The organism is Vibrio sp. ZF57, from assembly GCF_001691235.1.
In the GTDB taxonomy this organism is placed as follows: domain Bacteria; phylum Pseudomonadota; class Gammaproteobacteria; order Enterobacterales; family Vibrionaceae; genus Vibrio; species Vibrio crassostreae_C.
Map to the genome: position 1 here is coordinate 1 of NZ_MAKD01000067.1, position 11,586 is coordinate 11,586.

The 11,586-nt window shown below is 45.4% G+C and carries 10 protein-coding genes, 3 tRNA genes and 1 other RNA gene; 8 read left to right on the forward strand and 6 right to left on the reverse strand.

Features of this window, described 5'->3' with window-relative positions:
• Nucleotides 1-67: 67 nt before the first annotated feature.
• The 3 genes from A6D97_RS07530 to A6D97_RS07540 form a co-directional block, all read right to left on the reverse strand.
• Nucleotides 68-152 (reverse strand) — tRNA-Tyr (locus A6D97_RS07530).
• Between the two features lie 102 nt (nt 153-254).
• Nucleotides 255-339: transfer RNA gene (locus A6D97_RS07535), tRNA-Tyr, on the reverse strand.
• A 143-nt stretch (nt 340-482) separates the two neighbouring features.
• A tRNA-Tyr gene (locus tag A6D97_RS07540) sits at nt 483-567 on the reverse strand.
• A gap of 611 nt (nt 568-1,178) precedes the next feature.
• Between A6D97_RS07540 and A6D97_RS07545 the strand changes: the two genes are divergently transcribed.
• The 3 genes from A6D97_RS07545 to A6D97_RS07555 all read left to right on the forward strand — a co-directional run bounded on the left by A6D97_RS07545 (nt 1,179) and on the right by A6D97_RS07555 (nt 5,830).
• On the forward strand, nt 1,179-2,255 hold the full coding sequence (locus A6D97_RS07545; RefSeq protein WP_065584121.1) for an efflux RND transporter periplasmic adaptor subunit: 1,077 nt from the start codon (nt 1,179-1,181) through the stop codon (nt 2,253-2,255).
• Nucleotides 2,255-5,368: a vibriobactin export RND transporter permease subunit VexH gene (vexH, locus tag A6D97_RS07550; protein WP_065584122.1), complete on the forward strand. Its 3,114-nt coding sequence runs from the start codon at nt 2,255-2,257 to the stop codon at nt 5,366-5,368. Before A6D97_RS07545 ends, vexH begins: the two co-directional genes overlap by 1 nt.
• A 141-nt stretch (nt 5,369-5,509) precedes the next feature.
• Nucleotides 5,510-5,830, forward strand: a complete 321-nt coding sequence (locus tag A6D97_RS07555) for a DUF1244 domain-containing protein (protein ID WP_004736423.1) — start codon at nt 5,510-5,512, stop codon at nt 5,828-5,830.
• Nucleotides 5,831-5,922: 92 nt separating this feature from the next.
• Here the strand turns inward: A6D97_RS07555 and A6D97_RS07560 are convergent, their stop codons facing one another.
• Nucleotides 5,923-6,990, reverse strand: coding sequence for a PLP-dependent cysteine synthase family protein (locus A6D97_RS07560; protein WP_017098794.1), 1,068 nt, complete (start codon nt 6,988-6,990; stop codon nt 5,923-5,925).
• 129 nt (nt 6,991-7,119) lie between these two features.
• On the opposite strand from A6D97_RS07560, the gene A6D97_RS07565 reads away from it, so the two are divergent.
• Both A6D97_RS07565 and A6D97_RS07570 read left to right on the forward strand, forming a co-directional pair.
• Complete coding sequence (locus A6D97_RS07565; protein WP_017078855.1) at nt 7,120-7,593, forward strand: Lrp/AsnC family transcriptional regulator; 474 nt, start codon at nt 7,120-7,122, stop codon at nt 7,591-7,593.
• Nucleotides 7,594-7,682: 89 nt separating this feature from the next.
• The gene (locus A6D97_RS07570) at nt 7,683-8,348 is read left to right on the forward strand and encodes a hypothetical protein (protein WP_065584123.1); all 666 of its coding nucleotides are present in this window, start codon (nt 7,683-7,685) and stop codon (nt 8,346-8,348) included.
• A 132-nt stretch (nt 8,349-8,480) separates the two neighbouring features.
• Here A6D97_RS07570 and tesB read toward each other — a convergent pair whose 3' ends face one another.
• On the reverse strand, nt 8,481-9,341 hold the full coding sequence (gene tesB / locus A6D97_RS07575) for an acyl-CoA thioesterase II (RefSeq protein WP_029235187.1): 861 nt from the start codon (nt 9,339-9,341) through the stop codon (nt 8,481-8,483).
• Between the two features lie 168 nt (nt 9,342-9,509).
• On the opposite strand from tesB, the gene A6D97_RS07580 reads away from it, so the two are divergent.
• Nucleotides 9,510-9,950 carry a YbaY family lipoprotein gene (locus tag A6D97_RS07580; RefSeq protein WP_017058951.1) on the forward strand — a complete coding sequence of 147 codons (441 nt, stop codon included), beginning with the start codon at nt 9,510-9,512 and terminating at the stop codon, nt 9,948-9,950.
• 75 nt (nt 9,951-10,025) lie between these two features.
• Here the strand turns inward: A6D97_RS07580 and A6D97_RS07585 are convergent, their stop codons facing one another.
• Nucleotides 10,026-10,328 carry an MGMT family protein gene (locus tag A6D97_RS07585; RefSeq protein WP_048609271.1) on the reverse strand — a complete coding sequence of 101 codons (303 nt, stop codon included), beginning with the start codon at nt 10,326-10,328 and terminating at the stop codon, nt 10,026-10,028.
• Nucleotides 10,329-10,555: 227 nt separating this feature from the next.
• Here A6D97_RS07585 and A6D97_RS07590 point away from each other — a divergent pair, with 227 nt between their 5' ends.
• Entirely contained in the window at nt 10,556-11,299 is a 744-nt protein-coding gene (locus A6D97_RS07590; protein WP_017064066.1) for a hypothetical protein, read from the forward strand.
• A 196-nt stretch (nt 11,300-11,495) separates the two neighbouring features.
• Nucleotides 11,496-11,586: signal recognition particle sRNA small type (gene ffs / locus A6D97_RS07595), an RNA gene on the forward strand.

Here is an 11,586-nt window from a genome sequence, read left to right on the forward strand (position 1 = left end):
TTGATGTTTTCCCATAAGCCCATCAACTAGGTTGTTCTCTTAACTCTCGAAAGAAGTAAGAAGAATATGGTGGAGGGAGACGGATTCGAACCATCGAAGGCAGTGCCGGCAGATTTACAGTCTGCTCCCTTTGGCCACTCGGGAACCCCTCCAGGGTGTGTCTTACTCTTCACAAAGTAAGCCTAAATTGATGTTTTCCCATAAGCCCATCAATCAGGTTGCTCTCTTAACTCTCGAAAGAGGTAAGAAGAATATGGTGGAGGGAGACGGATTCGAACCATCGAAGGCAGTGCCGGCAGATTTACAGTCTGCTCCCTTTGGCCACTCGGGAACCCCTCCAGGGTGTGTCTTACTCTTCACAAAGTAAGCCTAAATTGATGTTTTCCCATAAGCCCATCAATCAGGTTGCTCTCTTAACTCTTAAAAGAGGTAAGAAGAATATGGTGGAGGGAGACGGATTCGAACCATCGAAGGCAGGAATATGGTGGAGGGAGACGGATTCGAACCATCGAAGGCGGAGCCGGCAGATTTACAGTCTGCTCCCTTTGGCCACTCGGGAACCCCTCCCGGGGTGTTTTCCTAACTCATAATGGATAGGCTAAAGAGATGTTTTTCCCAACGCATTTCCTAACTCATAATGGATAGGCTAAAGAGATGTTTTTCCCAACGCATCTCTCAAGTGCGGAGCGCATCATAGCAAACACGTTAAACCTGTAAAGAGTTTTTCTTATGGTTTTGTGTTGAATGCTGCCTTTTTGGGCAAAGATGGCGAAAAGTACGCATATTGCTCGGGAAGTGAACATCTGTACTAAGGTTTACGTAGTGATAGGTAACACCTTGAGGTAACTCGCTTTCTACATTGTGTTTGGTTTGTGCAATTCGCCAAGAAACGTAAATGGAATTTAATCTAGATTTACACTTCTTGACGTTACAGCATTCATCAGTTGATAGAATACGGTTAATTTCATTTATAGATAATAATACCTATCGTAGTAAGTAACTTGTCATTCTAGCTTGCTAAAATGCTCGAGAACAGCGTCAGATATTTTGATTGTAGAATAACTACTTATCGAAACTATCTGTTGAAAAGAGCTGCCTTGTTCTCAAGCCTTTTCCCTACGCTATTTCTGACCACTTACTCACTGTGATTGGTATAAACTTACTTGCAGACCATTATTATGAAGCGTAAATCTGTTTTAACCCTGCTTAGCTTGTCTATTCTTATGGCGTCTCCAGCCGCACTAGCTAAACGCATGGGCCCTAGCACTGTCACTGTTGTTACTGAGCAAGTTGATATTCACCAAGTTAGCCAATCTCTTTCTTTGGTAGGTAAGTTAGAAGCAGAACAATCTGTGATCATTACCTCTGAAGTAGCGGGCAGAGTTGACTCTATCAACATCAAAGCCAATCAAGATGTCACCAAAGGGCAGATGTTGGTTCAATTAGATGACGACAAAGCAAAAGCTGCAGTTGCAGAAGCGCAAGCGTACCTAAAAGACGAGAAACGTAAGCTAGCGGAATTCCAACGACTAGTGAAACGTAATGCGATTACGCAAACTGAAATTGACGCTCAGAAAACGAACGTAGAGATCGCCAATGCTCGCCTAGCTGCCGCCAATGCCAATCTTAAAGACTTACACATCAGCGCGCCTTTCTCTGGCACGGTCGGTTTTATCGACTTTAGCCGCGGAAAAATGGTGACAGCAGGTACTGAGCTTGTGACTTTAGATGATTTGTCTGTGATGCAGTTAGATCTTCAAATTCCTGAGCGTTACCTTTCTAAGCTGTCTAAAGGCATGACAGTGACGGCTCGCACCAGTGCGTGGGGCGAGACTCAGTTCACTGGCACAGTGGTAGGCATTGATTCTCGTATTAATGCTGAAACTTTGAACCTTCGAGTTCGAATCCACTTCGACAACAATAATGATTACCTAAAGCCGGGCATGCTAGTGGCAGCTGATATGGACTTCCCTCCAGTAGAAGCGCCGATCATCCCAGTTCAAGCGCTTGAGTATTCTGGTACTAAGCGTTTTGTCTATGTTATTGGCGAAGACAACAAAGCGACTCGTACTGAAGTTTTCCTCGGGGCTCGTATCGATAACGAAGTTGTGATCGACAAGGGCATCGAGATTGGCCAGAAGATCGTGGTGCAAGGTATCGTGAACATGCGTGACGGCGTCTTGGTTCAAGAGCTTGCCGTTAATCGCCCAGCTAAACTTGATGAAAATACAGCAGCACAAGAAGGCGCTAACTAATGTTGTTATCTGATGTTTCTGTAAAGAGACCAGTAGCGGCTGTCGTATTGAGTCTGCTTTTGGTTGTGTTTGGTATTGTCTCTTTCAATAAGCTTGCAGTTCGCGAGATGCCTGATATTGAAAGCCCGGTGGTATCGATCAGTACTCGTTATGAGGGTGCGTCTGCCACCATCATTGAAAGTCAAATAACCTCCAATCTTGAAGACCAGTTATCCGGCATCAGTGGTATCGATGAGATCGAATCCACAACGCGTAACGGTATGTCGCGTATCACGATTACTTTTGAGCTTGGTTACGACCTTAATACTGGTGTCAGTGATGTTCGTGATGCGGTAGCTCGTGCTCAGCGTTCGTTGCCAGATGAAGCCGACGACCCAATTGTTTATAAGAACAATGGTAGTGGTGAAGCCTCGGTCTACATTAACTTAAGCTCGACTGAGATGGACCGAACGCAGTTAACCGATTACACCGAACGTGTATTGATTGACCGCTTTAGTTTAATTTCTGGTGTGAGTTCAGTGGATATTTCTGGTGGCTTGTACAAAGTAATGTATGTGAAGCTGAAACCTGCGCAGATGGCTGGTCGTGGCGTTACTACTTCGGACATCACTTCTGCGTTAAACAGTGAGAACATTGAAAGCCCGGGTGGTGAAGTACGTAACGATGCGATTGTGATGTCGGTTCGTACCGCTCGTTCATATACCCAAGCTGAAGATTTTGAGTACCTTGTTGTTAAGCGTGCCTCTGATAACACACCTATCTACTTAAAAGACGTTGCTGATGTTTACATTGGGGCAGAAAACGAGAACTCGACCTTTAAGAGTGACGGCGTTGTTAACGTTAGTATGGGGATTGTGCCTCAGTCAGATGCGAACCCACTTGAGGTTGCTGACTTGGTCCATAAAGAAGTCGAAGCAATTCAAAAGTTCTTGCCAGATGGTACTCGTTTAGCTGTCGATTATGATTCAACTGTCTTTATCGATCGTTCGATCTCAGAGGTTTACAGCACACTCTTTATTACGGGTGGTTTAGTTATCCTCGTGCTTTACGTCTTCATTGGTCAAGCGCGTGCAACGCTGATTCCAGCAGTGACCGTTCCTGTATCGCTAATCTCGTCGTTTATTGCGGCGTACTACTTCGGCTTCTCTATCAACTTGATTACCTTGATGGCACTTATCCTGTCTATAGGTCTGGTGGTTGATGACGCTATCGTAGTGGTTGAGAACATCTTCCACCACATTGAACGTGGTGAATCGCCACTGCTTGCGGCTTATAAAGGGACGCGTGAAGTAGGATTCGCGGTAATCGCAACAACGCTTGTATTGGTGATGGTATTCCTGCCAATCTCGTTCATGGATGGCATGGTCGGTCTCCTGTTTACGGAGTTCTCGGTACTGTTGGCGATGTCGGTGATCTTCTCGTCGCTAGTCGCATTGACGTTAACACCGGTTCTGGGTAGTAAAATTCTGAAAGCGAACGTGAAACCAAATCGCTTCAATCGATTTGTAGAACGTGTGTTTGGCAAGCTAGAAGCCGGGTACAAAGCGGTATTGCGCCGTGCTTTAAACTGGCGTTGGGCAGCTCCAATCATCATTATCGCGTGTATGGGCGGTAGCTATGGCTTGATGCAACAAGTGCCGTCGCAACTGACGCCTCAAGAAGACCGTGGTGTTATCTTTGCGTTTGTTCGTGGTGCTGATGCAACCAGTTACAACCGTATGTCTGCCAATATGGACATCGTTGAAGAGCGCCTAATGCCGCTGCTTGGTCAAGGTTTCTTGAAGTCATTTAGTATTCAATCACCAGCGTTTGGTGGTAATGCGGGCGACCAAACGGGCTTCGTTATCATGATCCTGGAAGATTGGGATGAACGTGATGAAACCGCTCAGGAAGCGTTGAACGAAGTACGTAAATCTTTAAATGGTATTCCTGATGTACGTGTATTCCCATTTATGCCGGGCTTCAAAGGTGGTTCAAGTGAGCCTGTTCAATTCGTACTGGGTGGCTCTGATTACTCTGAGCTTCAGAAATGGGGCGAACTGTTAAAGCAAGCGGCTGAAGACTCTCCAATGATGGAAGGTGCGGACATCGATTACTCTGAGAAAACACCAGAGTTATTGGTAACCGTAGATAAACAACGTGCAGCCGAGCTAGGCGTTAGCGTTTCGGATATTTCAGATACGTTAGAGATCATGCTTGGCGGCCGTAGTGAAACCACTTTCGTTGACCGTGGTGAAGAGTATGACGTATACCTTCGTGGTGATGAGAACAGCTTTAATAATGCTAATGACTTGAGCCAAATCTACATGCGAACTCAGTCTGGTGAGCTGGTTACACTCGATACGTTGACGCACATTGAAGAAGTGGCATCCTCGATTCGTTTGTCGCACTACAACAAGCAGAAATCGGTGACCATCAAAGCGAACCTAATGGAAGGCTACACGCTGGGTGACGCACTTGATTTCCTTGATGAACAAGCGATTGAACAGCTACCGGGCGATATTTCAGTGAGTTACTCTGGCGAGTCAAAAGACTTTAAAGAGAACCAATCAAGTATCTTAGTGGTATTTGCGCTAGCGATGCTGGTCGCGTACTTGGTACTGGCCGCGCAGTTTGAAAGCTTCATTAACCCGCTGGTGGTGATGTTCACTGTACCTATGGGTATCTTTGGTGGCTTCTTAGGTTTGGTGTTGATGAATCAAGGGCTCAATGTCTACAGCCAGATTGGTATGATCATGTTGATCGGTATGGTGACCAAAAACGGTATCTTGATCGTAGAGTTTGCTAACCAACTTCGTGACCGTGGCATTGAGTTTGAAAAGGCGATCATTGATGCTTCGGCTCGACGTTTACGTCCAATCTTGATGACGGCGTTCACCACACTAGCCGGTGCAATCCCATTAATTACTTCAACGGGCGCAGGCTATGAAAGCCGAGTGGCAGTGGGTACGGTTATCTTCTTCGGTATGGGTTTCGCGACACTGGTAACTCTGTTCGTAATCCCTGCGATGTATCGACTGATTTCTGGCTCAACACGCTCTCCGGGTCATGTGGAAGCGGTTCTAAATAAAGAGCTGAGCCATGACAACGTGGGAAGAAGCAGTCACGGTTAATGAACACGCACGGCTAATGAACATGGAATAGTGTAACAATATTGAAAAGCCTGCGTTTGCTCCTAGCGAATGGCAGGCTTTTTTTGTATAACAAACAGAGCTCAACGAATTAATACAATAAATCGAATAAAGGAAAGTAAAGTGGCTGAATTTAAATACAAAGATCTTTCTCAAGAAGAACAAGATAAGCTAGATGCAGCAACCTTTCGTCGCCTGTTAGCACACCTAGACAACAATAAGGATGTTCAGAACATCGACCTTATGATCTTGGCTGGCTTCTGCCGTAACTGTTTCAGCAAGTGGTATAAAGCGGAAGCTGAGCAACAAGGCCTAGACTTGGATATCGATGACGCTCGTGAGCGCGTATACGGCATGACTTACGATGAGTGGAAACAAAACCATCAGCCAAAAGCGACACCTGAGCAACTAGCGGCGTTTGAAGCGAAGCAGAAGCCAGAATAATTTGTTCTCGCTAGAAATTGATGAATAGAATAAACCAAAAAAGAGCCCATCAAGGGCTCTTTTTAATTTTGGCGCCGGTGCTTACTCTGTGGTTAAGCCAACTCACCTGTTTGCGAGAAAGCTTCTAACTTCGCCGCGTACGGTTGTAGGTCACCAATGTTGTTGTTCACCCACTCGTCGTTGAAGTAAGTGTCTAGGTAACGTTCACCGCTGTCACATAGCAAAGTCACAATAGAACCTGTCTCACCGCGTGCTTTCATCTCGCTTGCCAGTTGAAGCACACCGTACATATTTGTACCCGTAGATGCGCCAACCTTGCGGCCAAGAATGTCAGATAACCAATGTGTCGTTGCGATGCTTGCTGCATCTGGAATTTTACGCATTTCGTCAACCACACCAGGAATGAAGCTTGGCTCTGCTCGTGGGCGACCAATGCCTTCAATTTTGCTGAATGTACTGCCTTTCACGTTCGCATTGCCGGTTTGGAAGTATTCGTGGAATACCGAGTTCTCAGGGTCGACAACACAAAGCTTAGTTTCATGCTGTTGGTAGCGAATGAAGCGGCCGATAGTTGCAGACGTACCGCCAGTACCTGGGCTCATTACTACCCACGCTGGAACTGGGTGATCTTCCATCTGCATTTGATTGAAAATGGAGTTCGCGATGTTGTTGTTACCACGCCAGTCGGTTGCGCGCTCAGCGTAGGTAAATTGGTCCATGTAGTGACCATTCAGTTCTTCTGCTAAACGACGAGACTCATCGTAAATTTCATCTGAGCGGTCAACAAGATGCGCTTGGCCGCCGTAGAATTCAATCTGCTCAATCTTCTTCTTCGCTGTGCATTTCGGCATTACCGCAATAAACGGCAGGCCAAGTAGGCGAGCGAAGTACGCTTCAGATACTGCAGTACTGCCTGATGAAGATTCAATGATCGTTGTTTCTGGGCCAACCCAACCGTTACAGATAGCGTATAAGAACAGAGAACGCGCTAAGCGGTGCTTTAAAGAGCCTGTAGGGTGTGTGCTTTCATCTTTAAGGTAAACATCAATGCCTTCGATACTTGGTAGATCGAGCTTGATAAGGTGCGTATCCGCTGAGCGTTGGTAGTCCGCTTCAATTTTACGAATCGCGTTGTTAATCCATTGATGGTCAGTGCACATAAACGTTCTCCTGATCGAGTGTAGGAATTCTTTGTAATTGGTATGGTTCTAATTTATCTATAATCGGAGAGAAAAACTTTGCCATATTTGCTTTGTTTTGCTTAAATTGTAGAAAATTATTCTCTTTAAATGCGATTTGGTGAAAGTGTGATAGATGCCGTAGATAAAAAAATATTAGGGTTACTGCAAGAAGACAGCACCCTGTCATTGAACGATATTTCTGAAGCAGTCAATCTCACCACAACGCCTTGCTGGAAAAGACTTAAGCGCCTCGAAGAGAACGGCATTATTGAGAAAAGAGTGGCGTTACTGAATCCCGAAAAGCTCGATCTTTCTTTTACCGCGTTCGTATTGATTAAAACCAGTGATCATTCTCACGAGTGGTATGGTCGTTTTGTGAATACTGTGTCGGAGTTTCCAGAAGTGATGGAGTTCTATCGCATGGCTGGCGAATATGACTATATGATGAAGGTTCAGGTGAAAGACATGAAGTGCTTTGATGATTTCTACAAGCGCTTGGTGAATAGCATTGATGGTATCTCTAATGTGACCTCGACATTTGCGATGGAACCATTGAAGTACACGACAGCATTGCCGCTTTAAGCTACGCCTAGTTACGCATTAACAATCGTCTGAGCTTAACTATCGTCTCAGTTTAGATATCGCCTCTGCGATAAAGAAAAGGATTATTCATGTTTGCAAAAGTATCTACCGCTATCCAGCTAGTATTGGCGGTTGCCATTTTTTACTTGGGTTACACCATCTACTCGTTTACCAATAAAGTCGGTGAAATCGTTGATACTTATCCGCAAGTTATCGAAGACATTTCGGGCCTCACGAAAGGGCTCAAAGTAGAAGAGCTATTAGCGCTTGCTGAACATGTCAGCGATCTTGCTCCTCAGGTGTTAAACACTGTCGAAGAAGTTAGAAAGACGATCGATGACGTGAATCAAACAGTAGCCTCGGTCGACAACAAAATCCCTGCGATATTAGATGAAGTCAAAAATGTTCGAACGGAAGTCGAGCAGGTAAGAACCGATGTTATTCCTCCAACATTAACGGAATTAAAGAGATACCGCGTAGATGTAATGCCACCAATGCTCGCTGAAAGTAAGTCTTACCGCGAACAGACTATTCCTGTCATCGTCACTGAATCTGAAATGCTACGAGCGGAAGTCCCAGGTATTTTGGCGCAAGCTAATTTGTTAGCTGATAAGAGTAAAGAGCTCGCTCAGGGAGCCGCAGAGGGCGCGGTGAAAGGCGTAGTGTTATCGCCATTTAACCTACTGCGTGACGCAGGTGATGGTATCAAAACGCGAGTTCAGAGCGAGTTTGAGCCAACGTTAGAAGTTGAGTAGGTTTAATGATTTTTAGGTGACGAATTTTCTTAAGCGTCATTAAAGAAAGAGGCTAGGTATTAAACCTAGCCTCTTTTTGTTTGTGCATATTTGTGGCTTGTAAGAAGCGTTTATCCGCTATTTATTTGAGCGCTACTTAGTAAAACGCATCACACCTTCTTGTACTGCTGTCGCTACCAGCTCACCTTTCTGGTTGAAGATCTCGCCGCGCACTAGGCCGCGAGTGTTCGCCGCCGTTGGGCTTTCAATCGCATAAAGCAGCCATTCATCCATCTTGAATGGGCGATGGAACCAGATTGAATGGTCAATCGTCGCTACTTGGAAGTTTGGCGTCATGATAGAGACTTCATGTGGGTGAAGCGCCGTCACTAAGAATCCCCAATCCGATGCGTAGGCAAGCAGGTATTGGTGGATCAAGTGGTTGTCTGGCATCGCGCCATTCGCTCTTACCCAAAGGTATTGTTTCGCTTCCGTCTTCTTAGGTTTCAGTGGGTTTACCACCGTCACCGGACGCATCTCAATCGGCTTTTCGCCACAGAAGGTTTTGCGCAGTTTCTCTGGTAGGAACTCCGCAATGTGACTCGCTAACTCGGTTTCAGATGCAAAGTTCTCTGGCCCAGGAATATCAGGCATTGAAATCTGGTGCTCAAACCCTGGCGCATCGCCATGATAAGAAGCAGTGAGATAGAAAATAGGGCGGCCATTTTGAATCGCTTTTACACGGCGTGTGCTAAAGCTGCGTCCATCTCGTAGGTTCTCAACATCGTAAATGATTGGCTTTTCAGGATCGCCGGGAAACAGAAAATAACTGTGGAACGAGTGAACACTACGGTCGTCTTGAACGGTATAACGAGCAGCAGAAAGCGCTTGTCCCAATACCTGACCGCCGTATACCTGTGGTAGGCCTAGGTTCTCACTTTGCCCACGGAATAAACCTTCTTCCAGTTTTTCTAGCTGAAGTAAACTTAGTAATTCTTGTAAAGGTTGACTCATCGCCAGCATTCCTCTTCGTAAAATGGGTGTCAGATTATGGTGTTAATCATTTAGCTTAGTCAGATATCTGTCAATAAATCATAGGGTTTCAAGACAGAATATGAAAGCTCTCTTATAATTGGTGAGTAGATTTGCCGAGTCCGGCAAACATGTTGAGAGAAATTGAATATGAAAAAGGCTCTAATTCTTATTACGTCTTTAGTATCGTTTGGCCTACTTGTTGGTTGCCAAGCAACATCAGAAACGAGCGCTTCTCAGGAAGTGGTTGCAGAGAACACTCAAGTGATTTCAGGAACAGTAAGCTACCGTGAAAGAATTGCATTGCCAGAGAATGCAGTGGTTACCGTTACGCTAGAAGATATCTCACTGGCTGATGCACCATCGACGGTTATCGCAACTCAAGAGTTCACCACAGACGGTAAGCAAGTACCGTTCGCATTCGAGCTGAGCTACGACAACGACAAAATTAAAGCTAACCACCGTTACAACATGCGCGCATCGATTCATGTTGACGGCAAACTGCGTTTCATAACGGACACGATTAAGTCAGTAATTACTGATGTAGAAAATACACAGCAAGCAGACCTACGTTTGGTTGGTGTTCGTTAATCAGAAGTCGATGCCACTGTTAAGGCATCTTGATTGGCTTAACTTAGCCAGTTGAATCAGCGATTAGTGGCAGCTCTAGGGCTGCCATTTGTATATTCTGAGTTTGATCTTTCCTGCATCACTCACCTCAATCCCTTCTTTAACCAAATGCTGCTTTTGTCGGTCGAACGAATCACCCTTTAAAGAGATTTCACCCTTGCTGTTTATCACTCGATACCAAGGCAGTTTGCTACCTTCTGGCAGGTTACCCAGCGCTTTACCAACATGGCGCGCATAGCCCGGAAATCCTGAAAAACGTGCTATGTCTCCATAAGTTGTTACTTTTCCATATGGAATTTGGTGAATCACAGCAAAGATTTGGCTCAAAAATTGGTCCATACTAAATGTTCCTAGTTCATAAATACCAATCACAGTAAGTAAGTGTTCAAAAATAGCGCAGGGAAAAAGCTTGAGAGCAAGGCCGCTCTTTTTGATAAGAAGTTTTGATAAGTAGTCATTCTCCAATCAAAAAATCTAACGAGGTTATCGAGTTTTTTAACAAGTTAGGGTGACCAGTTAATTACTACGATTGGTATGGTACCACGGATCGGTAGAAGGAGAGGGCTATGGTATTTACAACGTTTCAGTTCTTGATCACCACATTATTAGCGGTTGTTTGCGCGAGAGCAATCAGTTTAAGTGAGGGAGATATCCCGGTGCTTGCAATGGTAATTCCTGCTTTATGGATTTTACCGCAGGGGGGCATAGCAGGATTAGCTTTGCTTGTTTCCATGACCACTTATGGTCTAACCCTTCCTTTGCAGCCTATCACGCTGTCTGTCAGTGCGTGGGTACTATTCCCGTTATTGATGGTGGTCTTCTCAAGACGCAGTAGTTTGTCGGTCGTGATTATTTCCGGCTTGATTGTGACTACTTTGCAGGTCGGGATCATGGTGACACAATCAGCAGGCAAGCTTGAAGGTGTCCCGTGGGTTACCACACTTCAAACCTTATCAATCATCGTGATTTGGTGGGCGGCAAATCATCTTAAGCCTGCCAGCCGACACAGCTGGTGGTCATTAGGCTTAATACTTCCATTATGGATAGCCGATTTACCTTATGCCGCTTTGGTTGCCTTGTGTGTAACGGGCATCATGGCATCGATGGAAACGCTGACGCGCTTGAAAACCTTCCGCTGGAATAAACTACTGTGTTGGACACTGCCAACGGTCGGTTTTGCGGCTCTGGTGATTACTCCAAGCATCGAAGTACCGAGCCCAGTCTTTGTGGTGTGGTTGTGTCTATTAGGTACCGCGTGGATGACAGACTACATCATTCGCACAGAAGATAACGAAGACATCGATATCTAGTACTCCAGCAATCCAAACCTTCCAAATGCAGGTAAATGGTGAATTTACCTGCGATTTTCTAATGGTTTGAATAAAGGATAAGCACTTAGACCGCAATTGTTCAAAAATAGGGTGGAAGGGCTTGCAATGGTTGCTGTGATGCTTAATAATCCAATCACTCTTTGAGGCAAGCCTCTTAGAAAACGAATCTATGGGGGCCTGGTCCTCCCGCAACAATAGCTCGTGAACTCGGTCAGGCCTGGAAGGGAGCAGCCGCAGCGAGTGACTTGTGTGCCGGGATGTGGCTG

Coding starts and splice junctions, on each gene's coding strand:
- A6D97_RS07545 (WP_065584121.1), top strand. CDS start 1,179: ATGAAGCGTAAATCTGTTTTAACCCTGCTTAGCTTGTCTATTCTTATG.
- vexH (WP_065584122.1), top strand. CDS start 2,255: ATGTTGTTATCTGATGTTTCTGTAAAGAGACCAGTAGCGGCTGTCGTA.
- A6D97_RS07560 (WP_017098794.1), bottom strand. CDS start 6,990: ATGTGCACTGACCATCAATGGATTAACAACGCGATTCGTAAAATTGAA.
- A6D97_RS07565 (WP_017078855.1), top strand. CDS start 7,120: ATGCGATTTGGTGAAAGTGTGATAGATGCCGTAGATAAAAAAATATTA.
- A6D97_RS07570 (WP_065584123.1), top strand. CDS start 7,683: ATGTTTGCAAAAGTATCTACCGCTATCCAGCTAGTATTGGCGGTTGCC.
- tesB (WP_029235187.1), bottom strand. CDS start 9,341: ATGAGTCAACCTTTACAAGAATTACTAAGTTTACTTCAGCTAGAAAAA.
- A6D97_RS07580 (WP_017058951.1), top strand. CDS start 9,510: ATGAAAAAGGCTCTAATTCTTATTACGTCTTTAGTATCGTTTGGCCTA.
- A6D97_RS07585 (WP_048609271.1), bottom strand. CDS start 10,328: ATGGACCAATTTTTGAGCCAAATCTTTGCTGTGATTCACCAAATTCCA.
- A6D97_RS07590 (WP_017064066.1), top strand. CDS start 10,556: ATGGTATTTACAACGTTTCAGTTCTTGATCACCACATTATTAGCGGTT.